The organism is Brevibacterium sp. GP-SGM9 (assembly GCF_047300845.1).
Classification (GTDB): domain Bacteria; phylum Actinomycetota; class Actinomycetes; order Actinomycetales; family Brevibacteriaceae; genus Brevibacterium.
The window spans coordinates 1,720,050-1,744,567 of the sequence record NZ_CP178563.1 but is presented as its reverse complement, the minus strand read 5'-3'; the positions used below and the strand labels follow the sequence as shown (position 1 = coordinate 1,744,567).

The window sequence follows — 24,518 nt, the reverse complement described above, 5'->3', positions numbered from 1 at the left end:
CTGGGAGACGAATGAGTAGTGTTCGGAACCGGGAGCCGACGACGTTGGGACTCCTGGCTGCAGGTTAAGTGTTCATCGCGGTCCGCAGACGTTCGATGAGATCGTCGAGTCCGTCATCGAACTCGCGATCGGAATGATCTGCAGAGAGTCTGCCCCGGAGCTGCTTGACGATCGGATAGTCGTCGAGGTCTTCGATCTCATCGCCATGGTGGTCGCCCTCGCCCTCGGACACAGGCACCGCGTTGACGCCGAGTGCCGAGACCTGGAGGAGCAGGTTGCCGAGCAGAAAACTGGTGAAGGCCTTGTAGGCGTCGACGGCGTGGGAGTCGGTGAAGCCGTAGCTCTTGAGGGAGGACAGGAAGTGATCGACCCACCGGATGCTGCGCAACGGCGGCCGCAGCCAGGGAGCCTCAGGCGGTTGGGTGATCATCAGGGGAAATATCCGTGGGTGACCGAGCGCAAGCTTCCGGGTGGCATTGGCGACGGACTGGAGGTAGCCCTCCCACGACGTTGGCGTCTCCTGCATGAGATCGTCGTCGAAGAGGTCGTCGATGAGTTCGCTGACTGCTGCAGAAATGAGTTCTTCCCGACCGGGAACGTGCCGATACAGGGCCATTGCCTCCACTCCGAGCGAAGAGCCCAGGCGTCTCATCGTCAATGCCTGGACTCCGTATGTGTCGATGTAGGCAATCGCTGCCAGAACGATGTCTCGTCGGTTCAGGTGCCCCCGTGCCATGAAATCCCCTCACGATTCTGATCGGCAGACGCTCGCATGCTGCAGATATCTCTGACCCCATCGTAGTGAATCGTCCGTCGGGGGAGCAGATTCGGTTCGCTGCCGTCAGTCAGACGATGGGGTCGGGCCTATGCAGGATGCGTGTGGCCGACGGTAAAGCCGAGGCTGAGGTTGGGGATGAGACCCATGCAGTGATGCCCTTCTGCGTAAGTGAACGCGGAGCTGCCGAGAACAACGGTCACCGGAACATGCGCTACTGTCATTTAAGGAGTTTACAACGTAATCGATCTTATCAGTTGCGGATTCAGCTGACAATCAAGTTGTGGCCATCGGCATGTGATAGCGTTAAATTCGACCAGTTTACTGTGTAAACATCACGTCGAGTGCGATCTCGCATTCGCTCCACAACGAGGAGGTTCCCGATGTCCGGAGAGGATGGCCGACATTCGTTCGTCGTCGTTGCCAATCGTCTGCCCGTCGACCGGTGCGGCGATTCATGGCACACGTCCCCGGGCGGACTCGTCACTGCGCTCGCCCCGGTGGTCCGGCAGCGTGGGGGTGCGTGGATAGGATGGTCGGGCAGCTGTGACGAGGCCTTCGCCCCCTTCGAAGCCGGGGGCATGTCCTTGGTGCCGGTGGCACTGAGCTCCGAAGAGTTCGGCAGCTACTACGAGGGGTGCTGCAATGCCACGATCTGGCCGCTCTATCACGATCAGGTGGTGGCCCCGCAGTTCCGACGTCCGTGGTGGGACTCGTACCGGCAGATCAACGAGCGATTCGCCGAGGCGGTCGTGACCACCGCGGCCACCGACGCAACCGTGTGGATCCACGACTTCCAACTGCAGCTGGTTCCGCGCCTCGTCCGCGAGCAGCGCCCCGATCTCTCGATCGGCTTCTTCAACCACATCCCCTTTCCCTCGCTCGGACTGTTCTCCCAGCTGCCCTGGCGCGACGACATCCTCAAGGGCCTCCTCGGCGCGGATGTCATCGGCTTCCAGCGCGCCTCCGACGTCGTCAACTTCACCGCCGCGCTCGACCGACTCGCACCATCCCGGAGCACCGCGCTTCCCGCGCGAACCGAAACATCGCCCTTGACCGCCGAAACCGACCCCTCCGCGATCGAAGTCGTGCCGCAGGCGACCGGCACCGGCTCCTCGTCAGCGATGACCGCGCCGAGGATTCGGTGCTATCCGATCTCCATCGATGCCGTGGCGGTGTCTGCCGCGGCCCGGTCCGAGGAGGTCGCGGCCGAGGCGTGCTCCGTTCGCGAGGATCTCGGATCACCGACGACGCTCCTCCTCGGCGTGGATCGCCTCGATCACACGAAGGGGATCCTCGAACGTCTCTTCGCCTACGAGGAGCTGCTCGATGAGGGTGTGCTCGACCCGTTGAGCACACGACTGGTGCAGGTCGCCGTGCCGAGCCGGGAGGGGGTGCCGGCCTACCGGGAGCTGCGCGACGACGTCGAGCATCAGGTGGGTCGGATCAATGGGAAGTTCGCGGCACCGGGCAGCACGGTCGTCCACTATCTCCACCGGTCCTACTCTCTCGCCTCGACGATCGCCCTGTACCTGGCCGCCGACATTCTGCTGGTGACCTCGCTGCGGGACGGCATGAACCTCGTGGCCAAGGAATTCGTCGTCGCCCGGCGCGGACGCGGTGGAGCACTCGTGCTCTCCGAGTTCGCCGGTGCCGCCGATGAGCTCACCGGCGCTCACCTGGTCAACCCGCACGATCGGGCCGGGCTGAAGGCAGCGATCGCGAACGCCGCGACCACGGACGAATCGCTCGCCCGGAGACGTATGGACGCGATGGCCGAGGTCGTCGCCGGCCACGATGTCCATGTATGGGCGTACGATTTCCTCACCGACCTCGAAACCCGGCGTTATGATCGTTCCGAATCCACCGGTACGACAGACGGCGGCTCTCTTGAGACCGCCATGAGTCAGGAGGCGCAGTGACCGAGCCGAACCCGCACGAGGAGACCATCCGCCACAGCCCGAGCCCACGCCGAATCCTCGTCCTGGGAGCCACCGGCTACATCGGCGGTCGGCTCGTCCCCAGGCTTCTCCAGGCCGGCCACGAAGTGCGCGTGGGTGTGCGGTCGCCCGAGAAGCTGCGCGGTGTTCCCTGGGTCGACGATGTCGACGTCCGCACTATCGACCTCGAGACCGGCGAAGGTCTGGCCGACGCGATGGTCGGCATCGACGTTGTGCACTATCTGGTCCACTCGATGGGCTCCGGCGGTGACTTCGAGATTCGCGAATCCCGATCCGCCTCCCGAGCGATCGAAGCCGCAGAAGCCGCAGGCGTCCAACGCATCATCTACCTCGGCGGGCTCCACCCGGACAAGGACTCCCTGTCGAAGCACATGCGCTCACGAGCAGCGGTCGGCCGGATCTTCCTCGACTCGACGGTCGAGGCCATCATCTTCCAAGCCGGCATCATCATCGGATCGGGATCGGCTTCATTCGAGATGATCCGACACCTGGCCACGACCCTGAGGTGGATGCCTGCCCCGAACTGGGTGTCGAACCGGGTCGAACCGCTCTCGGTCCGCGATGTGCTCTACTATCTGCTCTCCGCCGTCGACGTCGAGGACCACGTCAACGGCACCTTCGACATCGGTTCGCGCGACGTCCTCACCTACGCCGAGGTGATGCGGGCCTTCGCACGAATCGCCGGGCTCAAACCCCGCCACGTCATCGCCGTGCCCCTGCCGGCCCCCACGCTCTCGGGCATCTGGGTCGGACTCGTCACCCCGCTGCCATTCTCGCTGACCCTGCCGCTCGTGCAGTCCCTGCAGGAGGACGCCGTCACCGACGATGCCGAGGTCGACGCGATCATCTCCGTGCCCGAGACCGGTCTGCTCACCTATGAGCAGTCCGTGCGCCTGGCACTGCAGCGAGAGACCGAAGGCGCCGTCGACACGAACTGGGATGCCGACTCGGGTCTGTTGGCGCAGTCCGCCAAGCCTCTGCCGAACGATCCGCATTGGGCCGGTCGCCGTGTGTTCAGCGACGACAGGCGATACCGTTTCACCGGCATCGCTGCCGAGGACCTGTGGCAGGTGATCGTCGGCATCGGTGGGGACAACGGCTGGTACTCTCTGCCGATCGCCTGGAAGGTCCGTGGAGTCTGGGACAAGGTCGTCGGCGGAGCCGGACTCAACCGCGGCCGCAGACTGCCTGAGTCTCTGCGCGTCGGAGACCCCGTCGACTGGTGGCGGGCCGAGATCGTCGAGCCGCACTCCCAGCTGCTTCTCCACGCGGAGATGAAGGTCTCCGGGGAAGCCTGGCTCGAATTCACCATCGACGAGACCGCGGACGGCGTCGACTACCGCCAGCGGGCGATCTTCATCCCCCGCGGCATTCGCGGCCGACTCTACTGGGCCTTCGTCTCACCCTTCCACCGCCTCATCTTCCCCGCGATGGCGAAGAACATCGAGAAGGCCGCCCGGAAGAACCGCCGCCGGCGCTGAGCCTCCGGTCCTGGGTGGGCCCACCGACTTGGGTGAGGCTTGGGGTGAGGCTCAGGGCGAGGCCCGGCCTCGGGGTCAGACGAGTCCGGCGATCCACAGTCCCAGCCCCGCCGCGCCGGTCGCGATGACGAGGGTCCCCAGCCCATTGCCGAGGCCGATGAGCCACTTGCGCTCCTGGAGCAGACGCACCGTTTCGACGCTGGCGGTTGAGAACGTCGTATAGCCGCCGAGGAATCCGGTGCCGACGACGAGAAGCCAGGCCTGCGGCAGAATCTGTCCCGCGGCGAGCCCGGTGAGGAATCCGAGTACGAGCGAACCAGAGACGTTGATGATGATCGTCCCCCACGGGGTCGGTCCCGCGATCCGGGACTTGATGAGCCCGTCGAGGAGCATCCGCGCAGCGGCCCCGAATCCGCCGGCCACGGCGAGTCCGATGAAGATCAGCGGAGTCACCTGGCACCTCCGCTCCGGGTATCGGACTCGGCGAGGTCCGCATCCCTCTGCGGCGGCACGGCGGAGCCGCTGCGATGCGTCAGCGTGGCCACCGCGATCCCCGCCCAGGTGGCGGCCGCGCCGATGAGCACGGTGAGCAGCCCGTATCCCAGCCCGGTGCCCACGGCACCCTCACCGAGGAGGGCCGCCGTGTCGACGGCGAGTGCACTGTAGGTGGTGAATCCGCCCATGAACCCGGTGCCGAGCAGGATCCGCGCCGTCCGTCTCAGGCCTTCGTCGGGACCGCGCCGGGCGAGGGCGTCGAGGAGCAGTCCGAGGCAGAAGGCGCCGAGGATGTTGATCGCGAAGATCGCCACCGGGATTCCACTGATCGGCGGGACGATCAAGGTCAGCGCCTCGCGGGCGGCGGTGCCGAAGGTTCCTCCCAGCAATGCGAGACCGAGGTAGGAGAGGCGCAGATGGCTCGGCCGGTTCACTCCTGGCCTCCCTCGGCCAGAGTGGGGGAGTGGTCCATGGGTCTCCTACCTTTCGGGCATACTTCGGCCGGCCGAGGTAGGGACTGTTGTCGGAGAACCGAGGTTGGGTACGGCGAGCCCCACCGCCTTGACGCATCCGCGTCACTGCCATTGTGCCACAGCAGTCATCCCTGGGGATGATGCGTGCCTTTTCGGCTCCGAACTACCATGTTCTCCATGAGCAATCGAGAGTCCGGGAACACAGCCGGCCTGCCCGCACCTCAGCAGTGGGCACCCGACCGAATCGACCGGGCCCGTCGCTTCCTCGCCGCCCGACCCTGGATCCTCGACTCCCTGCTGTGGGCCCTGCCGGTCACTTTCTTCGCCGTCCTCACCGCGACCGCTCAGGCCGAGAGAAGCGAACTCGCACTCGTGCCCGAGCCCATCCAGATCGCCATCGCCCTGCTCCAGACAGTTCCCTTGGCCCTGCGGCGCACCCGGCCGCTGCTGAGCTCCTCGCTCATCGCGCTCGGCTGCCTGCTCGCGGTGGTCACGATGATCGGGCCGACCCTGGGAATCATCGCCGTGCCGCTCACCGTGTATTCGACGACCGCGTGGGGGACTCGCAACCACGGTCGGATCGTTCTCGGTCTCGGTCTGCTCGGGGCATTGTTCCTCGGCGGATGGCTCTATCTCATCTCTCTGCAGGCAACGATCGGGCCGAACCCGCGGCCCCTCGAAGCCGGGGAGTACGCGCTGCTGGCCACTGTCGTGGCACTGTGTGCGGCGATCGTCCTCATAGCCTGGCTGTGGGGCGGTGCCGGGTACCGTCGCCGGCGTGAGATCGAAGGAGTCTGGGAGCGCAACCGCCTGCTCGAACGAGAGCGCGAATCCGAGACGCGACTGGCCGCCGACGCCGAGCGCATGCGCATCGCCCGCGAGATGCACGATGTCATCGCCCATTCGCTCTCCGTCGTCATCGCCCAGGCTGACGGCGGACGCTACGCCGCGAAGACCGATCCGGCGGCCGCGGCGGGTGTGCTCGAGACCATCGCCCACACCGGGCGTGATGCGCTGGCGCAGACAAGGTCGCTGCTCGGGTTCCTCCGCGCCGAGGGCGAGGAGGACCGGCCCTCCGCACCGCTGCCGGGTATCGCCGATATCGACTCGCTCATCGCCGATGTGCGCTCTGCGGGGCTGCCGGTCTCGGTGGCCGGCGTCGGAGGCTTCGATCGGGGGCGACTGCCCGATGGTGCTTCGCTCGCCGTCTACCGCATCGTTCAGGAGGCGCTGACCAATGTCCTCAAACACGCCGGAGGCGGTGCCCGGGCGCATGTCGAGCTGCAGATCGACGGCCAGGAGCTCGTGACCAGGATCAGCGACAACGGCACCGGGCTTTCGGCTGGTTTCGGCACCGGCCGTGCAACTGGTTCCGGCGCCGGTCGTGCTGCGGTTGGCACGGGTGCGGACACCGTCGCGGACGGTGACGATGTCACGCGCGGCCGCGGACACGGCATCCTCGGCATGCAGGAACGCGCCGCACTCTACGGCGGTACGCTCACCGCCCGGCCGATTCGCTCGACGGGCATCAGCGACGGGTCCGATGGGCCCAGCGGTGCGGGCCGTCGCGGCACCGGCAAGCCCGGATTCTCCTCCGGTGCGGTTCCCGGCAGCGCCTTCGGATCGATGACGGGATTCCTCGTCGAGGCCAGGCTGCCGCTGTCCCGCGCCGAGGTGACCGCCTCGTCGGCAGCGCTGGAATCGGCCCCCGCGACCGCCGAGCTCGACGCACCTGAGCCCGAGCAGGCCCGAACCACCGCGACCGAGGAGACCAGCCGATGAGCACGGATGCGAAGACTGAGGGTCCGGTCTCCGGGCTTCTGCGCGTCGTGCTCGTCGACGATCAGGCTCTCGTGCGGGCGGGCTTCGCCATGGTCATCGACTCCCAGGCCGATCTCAGCGTCGTCGGACAGGCGAGCGACGGCGCCGCAGGCCTCGACATCGTCCGACAGGAGCTGCCGGACGTCGTGCTCATGGACGTCCGCATGCCCCGCATCGACGGTATCGCCGCCACCGAGGAGATCCTAGCCCTCGCCGACGAGGGACAGATCCGGACCCCGAAGATCATCGTGCTGACCACCTTCGACGATGACGAATACGCCCTGCGGGCACTGCGGGCCGGTGCCTCCGGCTTTCTCCTCAAGGACACCCTGCCCGAGGTGCTCCTCGACTCGATCCGCACCGTCGTCGACGGCGGAGCGGTCATCGCCCCCACCACCACCCGACGGCTGCTCGACAACCAGCTCCTGCCCCGCCTCGGCGTCGGGGACGGTCCCGGGCCAGACCGCGCCTCGGCGACATCATCCCAGGTCAGTGAGCCCACACCCAGCCGACTCGATGATGCCGATGCCCGCAGGCTCGAGTCCCTGACCCCGCGGGAACGGGAAGTCCTCGTCCTCATCGCCACAGGTCTGAGCAACACCGAGATCGGCGAGCGGCTCTACCTCGCCCAACCGACCGTGAAGACCCACGTCGGACGCATCCTCATGAAGCTCGAGGCCCGCGACCGCGTGCAGGCCGTCGTCCTCGCCTACGAAGCCGGACTCGTCGAACCCGGACGCTGAGCTCCTCACCGGGACGGACGCCCATCATCCTCAGGTATGACAGCCGGGCCACGACCACCTCGGCGGGACCGGTGAAGACCATCCTGAGGTCCGATGTGGTCGGGTGGGGTCGGCGACGAAGCTGGAGTCATGAACTCATCAGCGACGCACACCGACCCCCACCCGTACCCGACCTTCGCCCCCTCCCCGGACTCCGCTCCGGCGCCGAGGCTGGCCATCCAAGCCATCGGACTGCGCAAGACCTACGGCGACGGCGATGCGATGGTCAGGCCGCTCGACGATCTCAGCCTCGACATCGAAGCCGAACGCTTCACCGCGATCATGGGGCCCTCCGGATCGGGCAAATCGACGTTGCTCAACATGCTCGCCGGCCTCGACACCCCGGACTCGGGGGAGGTCTTCATCGGGCAGACGGCGATCTCTCGGCTCAACGATCGCAAGCTCACCGCGCTGCGCCGCGACCGGATCGGATTCGTCTTCCAGTCGTTCAACCTCGTGCCCGCGATGAACGCCGAGGAGAACATCCTGCTGCCCTCGCAGCTGTCGGGGAAGAAACCCGACCGCCGCGTCTTCGAGCGCATGGTCGACCTGCTGGGTCTGCGCGACCGACTCCGCCACCGCCCCCACGAACTCTCCGGCGGGCAGCAGCAGAGGGTCGCCGTCGCCCGGGCACTCGTCTCCCAACCCGACGTGCTCGTCGCCGATGAGCCCACCGGCAACCTCGATTCGAACTCCGGCGAGGAAGTGCTGGGCATCCTCCGCTCCTCGGTCGACGAACTCGGCCAGACCGTCGTCATGGTCACCCACGATCCCCGTGCGGCCGCCCGGGCCGACCGGGTCGTGCTCCTCGCCGACGGACGTCTGGCCGGGGAGCTCGCCCACCCGGACCCCGAGACCGTCGCCTCCTCGCTCATGCGCCTGACCTCCGCAGGGGGTGCCCGATGAACCGCATCGCCTGGTCGAACCTGCGCAGCGCCTCGGGGCGACTGAGCGCGGCGATGATCGCGATCGCCGTGTCCGTGGCCTTCATCGTCGCGGCCCTCCTCTTCTCACAGGCCTTCGGCGACACCCTGCGCAATCAGGTCCGCGCCGAATGGGCCGGCGCCGATGTCGCCGTCACCGCCGAAGAACCCACCGACTCCGTCGCGGCCGCCTCAGGCACGGACGACGAGACTGCCGGCCTGACCGAATCCATGCGAGACACGGCCGCCGAGGTCGACGGCGTCGAGAGCGCCCAACTGATCCAGTCCGGTTTCGTATCCCTGACCGCCGGGTCGACGTCCGTGTCCGCCTCCGTGAGCTCCGTCCCCCAGGGGCAGGACGAGACCGAGTCCGGTGCACCCCCGCAGGGCGGCGATGAGCTCATGCTCCGCGAAGCCGATGCCCAGACCCTCGGGGTCGACGTCGGTGACGAGGTCAGCCTCGCCGAATTCACCGGCCCAGGCGACCCGGGCGCAGACGGGCCCACGTTCACGGTCTCGGGCATCATGCCCGGCTCCTCGTCCTCCGGGCTGACCCTCTACCTCACCGAGTCGGGGCTGGCTAAGGCGCCGACCGAACTCACGCCCGAGGCGATCCGCATCGTCGCCGCCGATGGGACCGACCGTGCCCACCTCGCCGAGGCGGTCGATGACGCACTCGAAATCTCGGATTCCGCGGGGGCGGTGACGGTCAGAACCGTCGACCAGGTCGTCGCCGATCAGCTCAAGCAGCTGTCCGGAGCCTCCGACATGCTCTCGACCGTCGGCATCGCCTTCGGCCTGCTGGCCGCAGGAGTCGCTGCCCTCGTCATCTCGAACACCTTCAATGTGCTCGTCGCATCCCGCACCAGAATCCTCGCCCTGTTCCGTGCGGTCGGAGCATCACGGACTCAGGTGCGCGGAGCCTCGGTGCTCGAGAGCCTCGGACTCGGCGTGGCCGGATCCGCCATCGGTGTGGGCCTCGGCCTCCTCCTCGGCTGGGGACTCGCCGCCGCGGCGCGGGCGTTCTGGATGCCCGAGTTCGCGCAGATGTCCCTGTCTCCGGCGGCTCTGATCGTGGGCCCGGCGGTCGGCATCGTCGTCACCGTCGTCGCCGGTCTCATCCCCGCGATCCGTGCCTCCCGGGTCTCGCCCATCGAGGCGCTGCGACCAGTCGACGTTCCCGCTGCGGCACCTCGCGTGCGCTGGGTGCGGATGACGATCGCTGTGGTCCTCGGGGCCATCGGGATCGGGCTGTGTCTGCTCGGGGTGTCGAGTCAGTCCGTGGTCTTCGGCATCCTCGGCTGCTTCGGTCTCTTCGTGGCCCTGCTCATCGGAGCCCGCGCGTTCGTTCCGCCCTTGGTGGCGCTGCTCGCCCGGCTCGTCTCCCTGGTCACCGGACGCTCGACCACGGTGAAGCTGGCCGGTCGTTCTGCCAGTTCGGCCGGGGGACGCACGGCCTCGACGACGGGTGCCCTGCTCATCGGCGTCACCCTCGTCACCGCGGTCGTCGTCGGCTCGGCGAGCCTGCAGCGCACTCTCGAACTCGCCACCGCCGAGGACACCCCCGTCGACCTGGTGGTCGCCGGCGGAGCAAGCGGCGCAGGTACCGAATCTGGGAACAGTGGGGATGTGAGTTCCGTGCTTGATGACTCACCCATCGTCGAGGACCGGGTGGATGTGGACGCCGCGGCCGCCTCGGTGCGGGTGGACGGAAGCGAGGCCTCCGGGGACCTGAGTCTCACGAGTGCTGCGGGAGCCGAGGACTCCCCGGTCCTGCGCAGCGACGGCTACGACGTGGCCGAGGGGACCGTGCTCCTCGACCCGAGCGCGCTGGGAGTGGACGGAGCGTCCGACGAACTCGACGGCAAAACCGCGAGCATCGACGTGGGCGGAACGACTCTGCAGCTCAAGATCAGCGGATCCTATGACGTCCCCGCGGGGACGGCGCTGGTCAGCGGAGCCGATGCACAGCGCATCGACGAGGCCGCAGGGGATGACCTGGGGGAGCAGACCTGGGTGAAGATCTCCGATGACGCCTCGACCTCGCAGATCGAGGCCCTGAGCTCGGAGCTCGACGGGGTCGGTGCGAGTGCGGATGCGGCGCCGGCGCAGCTGCGCGCCCAGTTCGCCTCGACGTTCCAGGTGGCGCTGACCGTGGTGCTCGGCCTGCTGGCCGCCGCCGTGATCATCGCCGTGATCGGTGTCAGCAATACGCTGACCCTTTCGGTCATCGACCGGCGCAGGGAAGGGGCCCTGCTGCGGGCCTTGGGCTTCACACGCCGGGCGATGTCGCGGATGATCACGATCGAGTCCCTGCTGATGACGGTCATCGCCCTCGTCTTCGGAGCCGGAGTGGGCACCTTCTTCGGCTGGGTGGGAACGGCGTCGATCACCCCGGAGTCGGCAGACCCGGTGCTCTCGGTTCCGCCGATCCAGATCGGGCTCATCGCGCTCGCCGCACTCGTGGCCGCCCTGCTCGCCTCGGCGATCCCGGCCCGGGCGATGTCCCGGATCGCCCCGGCCAAGGGCATGAGCATGGAGTGATGCGGGGTGCGCTCGGCTGGTGATTCAGTCGGGAACGCGCGCTTCGATCGGGCACTGTGTCGGGCGGGAGGGAATTCGGCCTCCCGCCCGCCGTCGTGTCCGTGTGAGCCAGTAGACTGACCGGGTAAAGACACCCCCTCTCTCACTTTGAGGTGAAGTACTCTCATGCCAGCAATCGTTGTCGTCGGCGCTCAATGGGGCGACGAAGGTAAAGGGAAGACGACCGACATCCTCGGAACCAGCGTCGACTACGTGGTCAAGCCCAATGGCGGGAACAACGCAGGGCACACGGTCGTCGTCGGCGGTGAGAAGTACGAGCTCAAACTCCTTCCAGCCGGCATCCTGTCCCCGAACGTCACTCCGGTCATCGGCAACGGCGTCGTCGTCAACCTCGAGGCGCTCTTCGAAGAGATCGACGCGCTCGAATCTCGCGGCGCCGACACCTCGAAGCTGCGGATCTCGGCCAACGCCCACCTCGTCGCGCCCTACCACCAGACCTTGGACAAGGTGACCGAGCGGTTCTTGGGCAAGCGCGCCATCGGCACCACCGGACGCGGCATCGGACCGGCCTACATGGACAAGATCGGGCGTCTAGGCATCCGGGTCCAGGACGTCTTCGACGAGTCGATCCTGCGGCAGAAGATCGAGGGGTCGCTGCGTCAGAAGAACGAACTGCTGGTCAAGGTCTACAATCGTCGCGCGGTCAGCGTCGAGGAGATCGTCGAGTACTTCGAGCCCTTCGTCGAACGGCTGCGCCCCTATGTTGCCGAGACCGAGCTCATGCTCAACGATGCCCTCGATCGTGACGAGGTCATCGTCATGGAGGGCGGGCAGGCGACGATGCTCGACGTCGACCACGGCACCTATCCCTTCGTCACCTCCTCGAACCCGACTGCCGGCGGATCCTGCGTGGGTTCGGGAATCGGACCGACTCGGATCAACCGCGTCGTCGGCATCGTCAAGGCGTACACGACCCGAGTGGGTGCCGGACCGTTCCCGACCGAACTCTTCGATGAGATGGGGGAGTACCTCCAGAAGGCCGGCGGCGAATTCGGTGTCAACACCGGACGTCCCCGTCGCTGCGGCTGGTATGACGCGGTCATCGCCCGCTATGCCGCACGGACCAACGGCTTCACCGACTATGTGCTGACCAAGCTCGACGTGCTCACCGGCATTGAGCGGATCCCGGTCTGCGTGGCCTATGAGGTCGACGGGCAGCGCGAGGACGAGATGCCGGTGTCCCAGACCGAGTTCCACCACGCCAAGCCGATCTTCGAGTACTTCGACGGCTGGAGCGAGGACATCACCGGGGCGCGGACCTTTGAGGATCTGCCGGTCAACGCGCAGAAGTACGTGCTCGCCCTCGAAGAGATCTCCGGCTGCCGGATGTCGGTCATCGGCGTCGGCCCGGACCGTGAGCAGTCGATCGTCAGGCACGATCTGCTGGACTGATGTTGGTCTGAGTTATTGAAGTGGGCGCTGCGGGCAGGATTGCTCGCAGCGCCCTTTCGCATGGTCGGATTCAGCCGCGGGCGCCGAGGGCTCGCAGCACCGTAGCACCCGCGGCGAGCACGACGACGAACGCGCCGTACCAACAGGCCGCGGCGAAGAGGCCGATGAGGGGGACGAGGATTCCGGCGATGACGACCGGGATGCCGAACGACAAGTAGCAGACGACGAAGACTGCAGCCATCACCTCGGCGTTGGTGCCGGGTCTGACCATGGACAATACTGACTGCAGGGCCCCTGGGAAAGTGGTGCCGAAACCGGTGCCGGTGATGACCACCGCGAGATAGTACAGCTCCGGCGACACGAGGGTGAGCGCGATGAGGGTCAGGGCACTGCCGCAGGCAAGGGCGATAGCGCCGAAGAGTGTGGTCGTGCGTGCGGAGCGCTTGCGGAGGACGAAACCGGCGACCGCCCCCGACCCGGCCAGGGCGGTGACAACCAGTCCGCTGACCAGGTGTGAGCTGGTATGGAACTGGGTGGCGACGATGTTCGCGCCCAGGGACAGATAGAGTCCGCCGGTCGCCCAGCCGGCGATGAACGCCGGAGTCGAATAGACGAAGACTCGGCGGATCTCGCGCGGCAGGGAAGCGCGGGGGAGGAGCGAGAGCCAAGCCCCGCGGCGACGTGCTGACGTTTCCGGGATCACCCAGATGAGGACGCCCAGGAGTATGTAGACGCCGGTCAGTGTGCCGAAGACTACGCTCGCGCCTGCGGCCTCGGTGAGGGCGAAGAGTGTGAGCGAGGCGATGAGACCTCCGATCGCCAAGCCGGCCATGGCGGAGATCGAATTCCATGCCGAGGCTGATCCGGGTTTGTCGGTTGGTTCGAGATCGACGACGGTGGCGGACAGGGTGGAGAGCAGAATTCCGCTGGCGATCCCCTGAACTACGCGGGAGAGGATGAGCGCCGTTGCGCTGTCGGCATGCCAGAACAGCACCATGCTCACGGCGAGCACAGCAAACGCGGCCGAGATCATCGGGCGCCGTCCCACATGATCGGACAGCGCCCCGGCGGTGAGCAGTGCAGCGAGAAGAGCAACGGCGTAGGCGGCGAACACGACGGTGATCATCACCGGGGCGAAGCCGAAGGTCTTCTGAATCACCGGATAGAACGGCGAGGGAGCGCTCGCTCCAGCCATCATCGCGGTCGTGGCGATGAGGGCGAGCCGCAGACGCCACCGCTCGCGCGACCACCAGGTCAGGGCGGGCGCAGGTTCGGTGGTGAGGGAGTCCTCCACCGTAGTGTTCGAAAGTTTTGGAACCATTGTCGGATCGTATATCAGCCGCTCAGACGGTTCAACTATTATCGAACTATGGTTGCCAACGAAAGTCTCCCGCACCCGGGACGCGAGGACATCGAGCTCACAGCTGTCCTCTTCGCGCTCAGCGACGAGGCGAGACTCGCTCTTGTCCGACAGCTGCAGGCAGGGCCGCTGGACATGGTCGACTGTTCGGCGCTCGGGCCGGAAGTGCCCAAGTCGACCCGCTCGCATCAGGTCAAGGTGCTGCGCGAAGCAGGCGTCATCGTCAGTGAACTCCATGGCCGGAACCGGCGCCTGACCTTGCGTCGAGAAGACATTGACGCCCGCTTCCCAGGGCTGCTCGAGTCCGTGCTGCCGGAATGAGGTCAGCTCAGCCGACCGCCATGTCCCAGCTTTCGGCGGGCAGTGCCTGACCGGTCTCCAGGTAAGACTTGAGGCCAGCGAGAACCGCGGGCCAGCCTTTCGCGATCCCGGTGCGCAGACCGGAATCCGCGAAGTTCGTGTGCGTCACCGTCAACTTCACGACCTCACCGGACTCCTCGATGAGATATGAGGCGATCGACCTTTCTTGGTCAAGGCTCTGCTCGGCTGATTGGAAGGTGAAGACGAGTTTGTTCGGCGGGTCTGTTTCGAGGACCTTCCCCCACGTGTCAAAGTCACCATCGGGCCCGCCCGCGTGGTGCGCCCACGAGGAGCCGACTTTCCAGTCGGAGACGACGGCGACATCGTTCCAGTACAGGCGGTGATCTCGTGGTCGGTCAGGGCATCCCAGACCTGTTGCGCGGTGGCGTGGATATAGGTGACGTAGACATAGTCGGGAAAATCGTTGTCGGTGTTCATGGCTGACTCCTCAGCGTTGTGTTTGACGGCGTCGATGACGTCGAAGTGCTTGTGCTCGAACTCGCGGGTCCACCGCTGGTGCATTTCGTGGATCGGATGCGGATTGAGATAGTGCCGCCGTTCTCTGCCCCTGCGGGTGACGACGACGAGGTTGGCCTCGACTAGGAGATCGAGGTGCTGTGTCAACGACTGTCGGGCCATCGAAGCGCCTTCGCAGAGTTCGCGCAGCGACTGTCCGTTCTCGAGTCTCAGTGCGTCGAGGATGCCGCGCCGAGTCGGGTCGGCCAGCGCCTTGAACACGGAATCGAGATCGCCGTCGTTTGTCACCTCTTCAATATGCAGGTGATTACCTGCATATGTCATCGATGCAGAGAGAAGTCTGCTGAAAATCGACGGTCGGAGGTCCGGGCACAAGGAATAGACTGCTGGCATGTCCGCGCCGGATGCCGATAACCTCACCCGCCATCCACATCCGCGCCTGCGCGAGTTCGTCGGGGACTACGTCGGCTACGACATCTCTGGCGTCCCCGCGGGGACGCATCTGGGACTGCCCTCGGGTTCGCTGACCTTCATCCTCTCGATCGGCGAATCGCTGCACCAATACATTGAGGCCAGCGATTCCACCGAGTCCTTCGACGTGCTCCTGGCGGGCTTGCACCTGCGCTCGACGCTGATCCGTCATGCCGGATCGATGGCCGGAATCCAGATCAACTTCGGACCGTTCGCGACGCGGGCGATCTTCGGCATCCCGGCCGGCGACTTCGCTCACCGCACCTACGACCTCGAGGAGGTCTCCCGGCCGATCGCTTCCGAGCTGTATGAACGGGTGAATGCCGAACCGACATGGGCCGCCCGGTTCGACGCCATTGATGAGGTTCTTCTCCGGGCCCTCGCCGAGGTGGAGCGCCGATCCGCGTCCAGGCTCAGCCCTGTTGAGCCTCGGGCGGAGCTGATCGAGTCGTGGAGGCAGATCGTGAGGAATTGCGGCGGTGTTCCTGTGGCCGGCATCGCCGAGCAGGTGGGGTGGAGCAGGCGCCACCTCAACGGCCAGTTCACGGCCGAGTTCGGCATCGGTCCCAAGGAAGCGGCGCGAGTGATCAGGTTCGACCGGGCCAGGCGAATGGTTGCAGCCCGGAGGCTGTCGCTGGCTGAGATCTCCGCTGCCTGCGGCTACACCGACCAGGCGCATCTCAATCGCGAGTTCAGGGCGCTGTCGGGCACCAGTCCGGTCCGATGGCTGAACGACGATCCGGTCGTGAGGAAGTCACCACCTGAGGCTGCTGGACCTATCGAGCGGATCTTCATTCGCTCCTGAGCTCCAGTTCCCATTCGTCCAAGACTTCCAGCAGTCGTTGCCACCACAGTGGAGTAAGCAAAGTCAGACGAGAGAAGGGAAGACTCATGTCGAAGACAACTGGAGCTGCCAACATCTGGCCCACATTCCGCTACCGCGATGCGAAGGCGGCGATCACGTTCCTGCAGGAGGCGTTCGGGTTCGAAGTCTCCGCCGAATACACGAACGCCGATGACCCGAACCGCGTCGACCATGCCGAACTCTCCTGGCCCGGTGGTGGGGGAGTGATGCTCGGCTCCGCCCGCGATGACGGTGGAGTGATGACGAAGACCGGTGTGGCGACCGGCTCCGTCTACATCGCCGCCGATGACGTCGAAGCCCTCTACCACCGGGCCATCGCTGCCGGGGCGACCGAAATCATGGGCCTGACCGAACAGGACTACGGTTCGAAGGACTTCAGCGTTCAGGATCCCGAAGGCGTGCTGTGGAGCTTCGGGACGTATCGGGGAGCGCAAGCAGAACAGGGCAGCCTCTGACACATAGGTCAGCATTTATTGATCGCACCTGAGTATGGTGAGGCCTGTGGCACGGATTCGCGCCACGAAGCCCATGAGAGGAGATCATTTCATGCGAGCGATAGTCTTCGAAGACTACAAGACCTTCCCCGTCCTTAAGGATGTCGACAAGCCCAAACCGGGTCCGGGCGAAGTTCTGCTCAAGGTCGCGGGTGCAGGTGCGTGCCACTCGGACGTAGCCGTCTACAACGAATTTGAGAAGGGCGGTCCCGGAGCAGTCCCGCCTCCATTCATCCTCGGCCACGAGAACTCCGGTTGGGTCGAAGAACTGGGCGAGGGCGTCACCGGGTTCACCAAGGGCGATGCCTATCTTGCCTACGGGCCCATCGGCTGTGGAAAGTGCCGCGCGTGCTCACGCGGGCAGGACACCTACTGCGTGAACGCCGCGACAAATCCCTACTTGGCCATCGGCCTCGGCCGTGATGGCGGCATGGCCGAGTACGTCACTGTTCCCGCGCGCAACCTTGTTTCACTCGGCGATGCAGATCCGGTTGCGGCCGCACCGCTGTCAGATGCCGGCCTGACGCCCTATCACGCGATCAAGCAGGCACTGCCGAATCTCAATGGCGGTGGCAAGTTCGCATTGGTCATCGGTCTCGGCGGGTTGGGTCAGATCGCCGTTCAGATCTTGCGCGCGCTCACGGGGGCGACGGTCATCGCCACGGATATGAAGGACGAAGCGATGGCGAAAGCAGCTGATGCTGGTGCCGTCACGGTAGCTGGCGGTGATGGTCAGGCGGAACGTATCCGCGACATCACTGGCGGTAAGGGCGTCGACGCGGCATTCGATTTCGTCGGCGCGAGCGGGACCATCGCAGTGGCCGCACAGTCGATGGGCCTCAAGGGGCGGTGCACCGTCGTCGGAATCGGCGGCGGATCCTATGAGTGGTCCTTCTTCACCAATCCCTACGAATCGACGCTGACCAACACCTATTGGGGCACCATCGAGGACCTTCACGAGGTCGTCGACATGTACAGGGCCGGCCAGATCGTTCCCGAAATCGAGCGTTACAGTCTTGAGGACGGTCTCGACGCGTATAGGAAACTGCAGGCAGGTGAGCTGTCCGGGCGGGCAGTCATCGTTCCGCACGACAGCTGATCAGCTCAGGCTCGCGCTCACTCCATCGGCCCAGCGATAGGGCTGGGTCGAGAGGAGGGCGCCGATCGAGCGGCGCAGGCGGGAGACCTCGGCGCGGACCGTGACCAGGTGGTCGGCATCGCCGTAGAGTCTGCGACTGAGTTCGGCGGCACTGATCCCGGCGTCCCCCGCCGAGGTGACCGCTGAGAGGATCTCCGCACGACGTGGGGTCAGCGGGATCGTCAGAGGCCCAGTGTCCGAGTCGATCTCGAGAGTCGCGGGCGACGTGGAGCAGCGCAGCGTCACCGCCACGGTGCGATCGCCCGCATTGCGTGAGGGCCGCAGCAGCCAGCCGCCTGTCACCCGCTCCGGAGAGCAGAGCCCGGCACCCGGAATGAGGATCGTCCTGTCCTCCCGCGGAGCCTCGATGCGATCCCGCGCCCCGACTCCCTGCTGGTAGGCGACCCAGCCCTCGTCATCGACGACGAGCGCTGGTCCGCGTGTGCCGCGCAACATCGGCGACATCCGATCCCGCAGGCCGTTGAGTGCCTCCTGCTGGATGATGAGCAGCCGCGCCTCGGCGAGTTTGACGGCGGTGGTGACCAGCGACTGCACCGTCGGATGCAGGGTCAGCGCAGGACCGCTGATGTCGACGACGCCGAGCAGCCGACCATCCCCGGGATCATGGACCGGCACCGCACTGCAGTACCAAGGGTGCTGGGCGGATTCGAAATGCTCGGCGGAGAACAGCTGCACCGGAGCCTCTTCGGCCAGGGCCGTGCCGATCGCATTCGTCCCGACCACGGACTCCGACCAGTGAGCGCCCTCGACGAAACCCAGGCCATCGGCCTGACGCCTGGCACCGCTGGCCCCGTCGCGCCACAGGATCACACCTTCGGCATCGGTGACGACGAGGATGAACGTGGCTGCATCCGGGGCGCGCAGGAGCACGGACTTGAGCTCATCGACGATGAGGCGCAGCTTCGAACGATGCCTGCGGGACTCAACATCCGCCTCGGCGGCCACGACCCGACGATTGCCCCCGGACGGGTCGAGACCCAGGCGCAGCATCCGATCCCACGAGCGCGCAACGAGCGCGCGAGGCTGCACCGGCGGCGAACCGCCGGTGATCACGGCATCGTGAATGCGTGTCAGATCCCTGGCGAGATGCGCCAGGTCCGGCTGTGGCATGTTTCGAGTATAGGCACTCCGGTCAACCGTGCCCATGCAACTCTATGCAACCCTTTCCCCGCCCGTGCAGCAGGCATAGCTTGGTGGCACCCAGCTCAACGAAGAGGAGTGACATGACCACCACAATCGATCGACCCCAGCGCACTGCCGATGACATCGCCACCGACTGGTTCACCGCCTTCGAGGAGGCGCTGACCGCCCGCGACATCGCGGCCGCGGCAGGACTGTTCGCCACGACGAGCTACTGGCGGGACCTCGTGTCCTTCACCTGGAACCTCAACACGGTGGAGAACCCCGATGGGGTGAGCGACCTGCTGAGCGCGAACCTCGACCGTGTTTCGCCCTCGGACTTCGAACTCTCCGAACCCGCGGCCACCGCCGACGGGGTCACCGAGGCCTGGTTCACCTTCACCACCTCGGTGGGTCGAGGCAAGGGACTCGTCCGCCTCATCGACGAAGACGGGACGAAGGCCTGGACCATGCTCACCTCCCTCCAGGAGCTGACCGGGCACGAAGAGCCCCGCGGCACCCGACGGATCAAAGGTGCCGAACACGGAGTCGATCCTGAGAGGAAGAGCTGGTCAGACAAGCTCGCCGAGGAGGACGCCGCCTGGGGTACGACCGCCGACCCCTACATCCTCGTCGTCGGCGGGGGACAGGGCGGAATCGCCCTCGGCGCTCGCCTCCGGCAGCTCGGTGTCCCGGCCCTCGTCATCGACCGCTGGGCCAGGCCCGGTGACCAATGGCGCTCCCGCTACAAGTCTCTGTGCCTGCACGATCCGGTCTGGTACGACCACCTGCCGTACCTGAAGTTCCCCGACAATTGGCCGGTCTTCGCTCCCAAGGACAAGATTGCGGACTGGCTGGAGTCCTATACGAAGATCATGGAGATCCCGTACTGGTCCTCGACCACAGCCGCCTCGGCGAGCTTTGATGAGGCGACGAAGACGTGGACGGTCGAGGTCGAGCGTGAGGGGGAGACGATCACGCTGAACCCGACTCACCTCGTCATGGCCACAGGCATGTCGGGCAAACCGAACATCCCGACGTTCCCGGGTTCGGACGTGTTCAAAGGGGAGCAGCAGCACTCCTCCCAGCACCCCGGACCGGATGCCTATGCGGGCAAGAAGGTCGTCGTCATCGGCAGCAACAACTCCGCCTTCGACATCTGCGGGGCACTGTATGAGAACGACGCCGACGTCACCATGGTGCAGCGCTCGAGCACACACATCGTCAAGAGCGATTCACTCGTCGATATCGCGATGGGCGACCTGTACTCCGAACGCGCGCTGGAAGGCGGAGTGACGACGGAGAAGGCCGACCTGATCTTCGCCTCGTTGCCGTACCGGATCATGCACGAATTCCAGATCCCGCTCTATGACCAGATCAAAGAGCGCGACAAGGACTTCTACGCCCGGATGGAGGCAGCCGGTTTCGACCTCGACTTCGGCGATGACGAATCGGGTCTGTTCCTCAAGTACCTCCGTCGCGGATCGGGCTATTACATCGACGTCGGCTCGGCCGAGCTCGTCGCCGACGGCAAGGTCAAGCTCGCCAAAGGGCAGGTCGACCATCTCACGGAAGACTCGGTGGTGCTCAGCGATGGGACGGAACTTCCGGCTGACCTCGTCGTCTATGCCACCGGCTACGGCTCGATGAACGGGTGGGTCGCCGACCTCGTCGACCAGGAGACCGCCGACAAGGTGGGCAAGTGCTGGGGGCTCGGCTCGGAGACAACTAAGGACCCGGGCCCTTGGGAGGGCGAGCAGCGCAACATGTGGAAGCCCACCCAGCAGGAGAACCTGTGGTTCATGGGCGGCAACCTCCACCAGTCACGGCACTATTCGCTCTACCTGGCCCTCCAACTCAAGGCCCGGTATGAGGGGATCGAGACTCCGGTGTACGGGCTTCAGGAGGTCCACCACCTGGGGTGAGGCGCGAACTGTAGGGGAGTTGCGGACGATTCGTGCGGGAGTGGGCCTCGAAAACGAGCACAGATCGTCCGCAACTCGCCGGGTGAGGGCTCGCAGAGGCCATAACTCGCGAGTTCCGGGCTTGCAGTGAACGCAACTTGCCGGCGCCGGGCTTGAAGCGGCCGCATCGCCATCCGCGGAGGACCTTCAAGCGCGTCGCCGTGGTGCCTCCAGCCCCAAATGACGGCGAATGGTCGTCTCGAGCTGCGCGTAGTTGATGCTGCTCGTCACTCGGAGCACGGTCCAGCCTTCGGCACGCAGTGCTTCGTCTCGATTGATGTCGCTCTGCCACTGCCGCTTCGAGCGCAGGTGGTGTTCTCCTTCGTACTCGAGGGCGAGCAGCGCGTCGGGGTAGCCGAGATCGGGTTCGACCACACGTCCGAGCATCCGACTGTAGATCTGGGGATGGACGACCGGTTCGGGCAGCCCGACCGCGATCGCCCAGAGGCGCAGGTCGGTCTCGGGAGGAGAGTCGACCGTGAGGCGAACCATGTCGAGTGCTTCGATGAGGTGTCTGCGCCCACGGACGAACGGGCGATCACGCACGGAGGCTCTGAGGTCATCGAGGCCGATCTGCGGGGATCCGTGCCACTTGCCGACCGCGGCGTCGCCGAGCTTGATGAGGTCGCGGGTGAGCAGGTCGCCGCCGAGGCCGATGAAGACGTCTTCGGGGGAGAGGATCGGCAGACCGAACCATTCTCGAGTCGACATCTGCTTCGCTCGATGCAGAGTGATCTGACGAAGTCTGATCCGAGAATTCGCATTCCTCACCGAGACGTGAAGCTGATCCGTCAGCCAATTGGAGGGAAGCGGCCAGCCATAGAGACGCGCGGCCATGGCGTGGCTGGCCACGACGCCGGGATAGAGGAGGAGCGCTGCGCGCAGCCGCTGAGCATCCCACCGCCAGTCGTTGTCAGCCCACACCGGGACCGGGCGGCGATCGCAGCACTCGAGGTCCATCCTGACTCCGGGGAGCACCTGTCTGTAGCGATCCGAGTGGTAGAGGCCGTGACGGGTGATTCCGCGCGAAACGTACTCCTTGGTCCGGAACAGCTGCGGGAAGTCCAACATCTTCCATCTGTCGTCATTGAACATAGACGACATAATGCATCACTGCAGAACGTAAAAGAATAGTACGAAGAGCGTCTGTGGATGGCGTTTCGCTGTCCACAGCTTTCTACGCGCGAGTGGTGAGCGAGAACCTTCGGAGTTGCGGACGATTCGTGCCGAGAATTCAGGTCCGCTCCCGCACGAATCGTCCGCGACTTCGAGGTGGAGCACGCCGGTTGCCGGAGCTTCGCGCGGTCGAGCCCTCGCCGCCCCGCACTCTCACGGCTCCGCGCCCTACAGCCCCAGGCGGCTGAGCACCTTCTTGACGTGGGCGAGCGCCTCGGCTTGGGAGAGCCCGAAGTTCTGATTGAAGTACATGCCGTCGCCGATGAGCTGGATGGTCATCGCCAAATCAGGATCGCCGAGGTGGTCGTTGAGGGTGTTGAACCAGGCTTCCCGGGTCCTGCGCAGGGCCGCCTTCGCGTCCTCGTTCTCCAGGGCCAGGCAGCCCGCGGCGATGAGGCTGCGGTCGAGGGGAGTGCCCACCTCGGCAGAGGTCTCCAGGTAGTAGAGGTGCAGGCGCTCCCCGGCGGCCTTCATATCCTCGACGTCCTCGGCGACGAGGCGGTCGAGTCGCTTGAGGCTGCCCTTGACGAGTTCGGCCTTCGACCCGTAGTGGTAGAGCAGTCCGCCCTTGGACACTCCCGCCTTCGCCGCGACGGCATCGAGCGTCGCGCCCGAGGTGCCGTGCTCATCGAGGAGGATCTCGAAGGCATCGAGCAGCTTGTCTTTGGTCTCGGAGGAGTTGCGGGCCATGCCTCCGAGCCTAGCGGATGGGTTGCCTGACTTTTCAACTGTACCGTCTAGACGGTACAGTAAATGTCATGTCCACTACACAGACTCCACAGCTGCGCGCCGGCCGGCGCGAATGGGCCGGCCTGGCGGTGCTGATGATCCCCGTTCTGCTCATCTCCATCGACAACACCGTGCTCGGGTTCGCTATCCCGGCCATCAGCACCGGTCTCCACCCGACCGGCACGCAGCTGCTGTGGATCGTCGACATCTACGCCCTCATGCTCGCCGGTCTCCTCGTGGCCATGGGCAGCATCGGTGACCGTGTCGGACGTCGCAAGCTCCTCATCATCGGTGCGGCAGGATTCGGTCTGGCCTCTCTGCTGGCCGCGTTCTCCAGCTCGGCGGAGATGCTCATCATCGCCCGTGCCCTGCTCGGGTTCTTCGGGGCCACGCTCATGCCGTCGACGCTGTCCCTGATCCGCAACATCTTCCTGCATGAGAAGGACCGCCGGGTCGCGATCGCCACCTGGGCGGCCATGTTCTCCGGCGGTGCCGCACTCGGTCCCATCGTCGGCGGCTTCCTCATCGAACACTTCCACTGGAGCTCGATCTTCTTCATCAACCTTCCGCTGATCGCGCTCTTCCTCCCGGCCGCCATGTTGCTTCTGCCGGAATCACGGGACCCAAATCCCGGTCGCATCGACCCGTTTTCGATCGCCCTGTCGATGCTCATGCTCACCCCGCTGGTCTTCGCCATCAAGCACGGCATGGCTGACGGCGTCGACCTGCTGTTCTGGGCGAGCCTGGCCGTCGCCATCGCCTCGGGTGCCGGTTTCGTCGCGCGGCAGCTGGCCATGCCGACTCCGATGCTCGACGTGCGACTCTTCACGAACCGAGTCTTCAGCTCGGCGGTGGCCTCGAACCTGCTCAGCGTCATGGGGCTGGCCGGATTCCTCTACTTCGGCACCCAGCTGCTCCAGCTCGTCCTCGGGCTCTCCCCGATCGAAGCCGCGCTCGTCCTCGTCCCCGGACTCATCACCTCGATCGCGGCGGGCTACCTCGCGGTGCCGATCATCGCCCGGTTCGAACCGCGCGTGGTCGTGCCCTGCGCACTCTTGCTCAATGCGACGGGCATGGGCATCGTCGCCTTCACCCCCGAGCACTCGGTGGCGGGAATGCTGCTGGCCTTCCTCATCCTCGGCATCGGGCTCGGCACCGCCGAGGTCATCACCAACGACCTCATCCTCGGTGCCGTCCCGGCGAACAAGGCCGGTGCCGCCTCGGCGATCTCCGAGACCGCCTACGAGTTCGGCTCGGTGATGGGCACCGCGGTCCTCGGCGGCCTCTCGACGTTCGTCTATGGGTCCACCCTGACCTCGACGATCGGCGACACTGCCGGCGGGTCCGAATTCGAGACCCTGGGCTCGGCCCTCGAACACGCCGCCGAGGTGGGCGGGGCCACCGGTGATCGGATCGCCGAGGCGGCTGTCTCGGCCTTCGACCTCGGCGTGCAGTGGGCCGCCGGTGCCGCCGTCGTCCTCGTCCTCATCGCCGCCGTGCTCACGACCTTCGGGCTCAAGGGCGCCGGACGACTCCTGCCGGGCTCGCAGTCGAAACCCACCGAGGAGGCCGATGGCCACGATGTGAAGACGCAGGGGAGCGTCCTCGGCTGAGGTGGCGGAACCGCCTGCGGTACT

22 protein-coding genes and 1 pseudogene are annotated in these 24,518 nt (G+C 65.9%); 13 read left to right on the top strand and 10 right to left on the bottom strand.

All coding sequences use genetic code 11. The annotated features are described in order from the left end of the window. Nucleotides 1–64: 64 nt before the first annotated feature. Nucleotides 65–736: a TetR/AcrR family transcriptional regulator gene (locus tag ACH82I_RS07980; RefSeq protein ID WP_230748151.1), complete on the bottom strand. Its 672-nt coding sequence runs from the start codon at nt 734–736 to the stop codon at nt 65–67. Between the two features lie 128 nt (nt 737–864). Next, on the bottom strand, nt 865–999 hold the full coding sequence (locus ACH82I_RS07975) for a hypothetical protein (protein WP_269067505.1): 135 nt from the start codon (nt 997–999) through the stop codon (nt 865–867). 159 nt (nt 1,000–1,158) lie between these two features. Here ACH82I_RS07975 and ACH82I_RS07970 point away from each other — a divergent pair, with 159 nt between their 5' ends. Next, a complete protein-coding gene (locus ACH82I_RS07970; RefSeq protein ID WP_230748150.1) occupies nt 1,159–2,697 on the top strand; it encodes an alpha,alpha-trehalose-phosphate synthase (UDP-forming) in 1,539 nt (512 codons plus the stop codon). Then, nucleotides 2,694–4,217, top strand: a complete 1,524-nt coding sequence (locus tag ACH82I_RS07965; protein WP_230748148.1) for an SDR family oxidoreductase — start codon at nt 2,694–2,696, stop codon at nt 4,215–4,217. Before ACH82I_RS07970 ends, ACH82I_RS07965 begins: the two co-directional genes overlap by 4 nt. A gap of 75 nt (nt 4,218–4,292) precedes the next feature. Here the strand turns inward: ACH82I_RS07965 and crcB are convergent, their stop codons facing one another. Both crcB and ACH82I_RS07955 read right to left on the bottom strand, forming a co-directional pair. Then, nucleotides 4,293–4,670 (bottom strand): fluoride efflux transporter CrcB, encoded by a 378-nt coding sequence (gene crcB / locus ACH82I_RS07960; protein ID WP_230748146.1) that lies wholly within the window; start codon nt 4,668–4,670, stop codon nt 4,293–4,295. Continuing rightward, nucleotides 4,667–5,146, bottom strand: a complete 480-nt coding sequence (locus tag ACH82I_RS07955) for a fluoride efflux transporter FluC (RefSeq protein ID WP_413336571.1) — start codon at nt 5,144–5,146, stop codon at nt 4,667–4,669. The genes crcB and ACH82I_RS07955 overlap by 4 nt, the downstream gene beginning before the upstream one ends. Before the next feature lie 216 nt (nt 5,147–5,362). On the opposite strand from ACH82I_RS07955, the gene ACH82I_RS07950 reads away from it, so the two are divergent. The 5 genes from ACH82I_RS07950 to ACH82I_RS07930 all read left to right on the top strand — a co-directional run bounded on the left by ACH82I_RS07950 (nt 5,363) and on the right by ACH82I_RS07930 (nt 12,707). After that, nucleotides 5,363–6,967, top strand: a complete 1,605-nt coding sequence (locus ACH82I_RS07950; protein ID WP_230748141.1) for a sensor histidine kinase — start codon at nt 5,363–5,365, stop codon at nt 6,965–6,967. Next, nucleotides 6,964–7,749: a response regulator transcription factor gene (locus tag ACH82I_RS07945; RefSeq protein WP_230748139.1), complete on the top strand. Its 786-nt coding sequence runs from the start codon at nt 6,964–6,966 to the stop codon at nt 7,747–7,749. The genes ACH82I_RS07950 and ACH82I_RS07945 overlap by 4 nt, the downstream gene beginning before the upstream one ends. A 129-nt stretch (nt 7,750–7,878) precedes the next feature. Continuing rightward, a complete protein-coding gene (locus ACH82I_RS07940; RefSeq protein ID WP_230748138.1) occupies nt 7,879–8,694 on the top strand; it encodes an ABC transporter ATP-binding protein in 816 nt (271 codons plus the stop codon). Then, nucleotides 8,691–11,255 carry an ABC transporter permease gene (locus ACH82I_RS07935; protein ID WP_230748136.1) on the top strand — a complete coding sequence of 855 codons (2,565 nt, stop codon included), beginning with the start codon at nt 8,691–8,693 and terminating at the stop codon, nt 11,253–11,255. The genes ACH82I_RS07940 and ACH82I_RS07935 overlap by 4 nt, the downstream gene beginning before the upstream one ends. Nucleotides 11,256–11,420: 165 nt before the next feature. Continuing rightward, a complete protein-coding gene (locus tag ACH82I_RS07930) occupies nt 11,421–12,707 on the top strand; it encodes an adenylosuccinate synthase (protein WP_230748134.1) in 1,287 nt (428 codons plus the stop codon). 70 nt (nt 12,708–12,777) lie between these two features. Here ACH82I_RS07930 and ACH82I_RS07925 read toward each other — a convergent pair whose 3' ends face one another. Beyond that, the gene (locus ACH82I_RS07925; RefSeq protein ID WP_413336570.1) at nt 12,778–14,028 is read right to left on the bottom strand and encodes an MFS transporter; all 1,251 of its coding nucleotides are present in this window, start codon (nt 14,026–14,028) and stop codon (nt 12,778–12,780) included. 48 nt (nt 14,029–14,076) lie between these two features. Here ACH82I_RS07925 and ACH82I_RS07920 point away from each other — a divergent pair, with 48 nt between their 5' ends. After that, on the top strand, nt 14,077–14,388 hold the full coding sequence (locus ACH82I_RS07920; RefSeq protein ID WP_230748130.1) for an ArsR/SmtB family transcription factor: 312 nt from the start codon (nt 14,077–14,079) through the stop codon (nt 14,386–14,388). 7 nt (nt 14,389–14,395) lie between these two features. Here the strand turns inward: ACH82I_RS07920 and ACH82I_RS07915 are convergent, their stop codons facing one another. Together ACH82I_RS07915 and ACH82I_RS07910 are read right to left on the bottom strand one after the other, a co-directional pair. Beyond that, a complete protein-coding gene (locus ACH82I_RS07915; protein WP_230748277.1) occupies nt 14,396–14,764 on the bottom strand; it encodes an SRPBCC domain-containing protein in 369 nt (122 codons plus the stop codon). Nucleotides 14,765–15,006: 242 nt separating this feature from the next. Next, nucleotides 15,007–15,228, bottom strand: a pseudogene (locus ACH82I_RS07910) (ArsR/SmtB family transcription factor); the annotation flags it as partial. A gap of 67 nt (nt 15,229–15,295) precedes the next feature. Here ACH82I_RS07910 and ACH82I_RS07905 point away from each other — a divergent pair. The 3 genes from ACH82I_RS07905 to ACH82I_RS07895 all read left to right on the top strand — a co-directional run bounded on the left by ACH82I_RS07905 (nt 15,296) and on the right by ACH82I_RS07895 (nt 17,833). Beyond that, nucleotides 15,296–16,180, top strand: a complete 885-nt coding sequence (locus tag ACH82I_RS07905) for a helix-turn-helix domain-containing protein (protein ID WP_230748128.1) — start codon at nt 15,296–15,298, stop codon at nt 16,178–16,180. A gap of 86 nt (nt 16,181–16,266) precedes the next feature. Further along, on the top strand, nt 16,267–16,695 hold the full coding sequence (locus tag ACH82I_RS07900; RefSeq protein WP_230748126.1) for a VOC family protein: 429 nt from the start codon (nt 16,267–16,269) through the stop codon (nt 16,693–16,695). A gap of 91 nt (nt 16,696–16,786) precedes the next feature. Continuing rightward, nucleotides 16,787–17,833 carry an NAD(P)-dependent alcohol dehydrogenase gene (locus ACH82I_RS07895; protein ID WP_413336569.1) on the top strand — a complete coding sequence of 349 codons (1,047 nt, stop codon included), beginning with the start codon at nt 16,787–16,789 and terminating at the stop codon, nt 17,831–17,833. Here the strand turns inward: ACH82I_RS07895 and ACH82I_RS07890 are convergent, their stop codons facing one another. After that, nucleotides 17,834–19,003, bottom strand: a complete 1,170-nt coding sequence (locus tag ACH82I_RS07890) for a GAF domain-containing protein (RefSeq protein ID WP_413336568.1) — start codon at nt 19,001–19,003, stop codon at nt 17,834–17,836. It lies immediately after the preceding gene. A gap of 113 nt (nt 19,004–19,116) precedes the next feature. Here ACH82I_RS07890 and ACH82I_RS07885 point away from each other — a divergent pair, with 113 nt between their 5' ends. Next, complete coding sequence (locus ACH82I_RS07885; protein ID WP_413336567.1) at nt 19,117–20,937, top strand: NAD(P)/FAD-dependent oxidoreductase; 1,821 nt, start codon at nt 19,117–19,119, stop codon at nt 20,935–20,937. A 186-nt stretch (nt 20,938–21,123) separates the two neighbouring features. On the opposite strand, the gene ACH82I_RS07880 is transcribed toward ACH82I_RS07885, so the two are convergent. Both ACH82I_RS07880 and ACH82I_RS07875 read right to left on the bottom strand, forming a co-directional pair. Beyond that, nucleotides 21,124–22,071 (bottom strand): hypothetical protein, encoded by a 948-nt coding sequence (locus ACH82I_RS07880; RefSeq protein ID WP_413336566.1) that lies wholly within the window; start codon nt 22,069–22,071, stop codon nt 21,124–21,126. Nucleotides 22,072–22,320: 249 nt separating this feature from the next. Further along, the gene (locus ACH82I_RS07875) at nt 22,321–22,842 is read right to left on the bottom strand and encodes a TetR/AcrR family transcriptional regulator (RefSeq protein ID WP_413336565.1); all 522 of its coding nucleotides are present in this window, start codon (nt 22,840–22,842) and stop codon (nt 22,321–22,323) included. Nucleotides 22,843–22,910: 68 nt separating this feature from the next. On the opposite strand from ACH82I_RS07875, the gene ACH82I_RS07870 reads away from it, so the two are divergent. Further along, entirely contained in the window at nt 22,911–24,494 is a 1,584-nt protein-coding gene (locus tag ACH82I_RS07870) for an MFS transporter (RefSeq protein WP_413336564.1), read from the top strand. Nucleotides 24,495–24,518 lie beyond the last annotated feature (24 nt).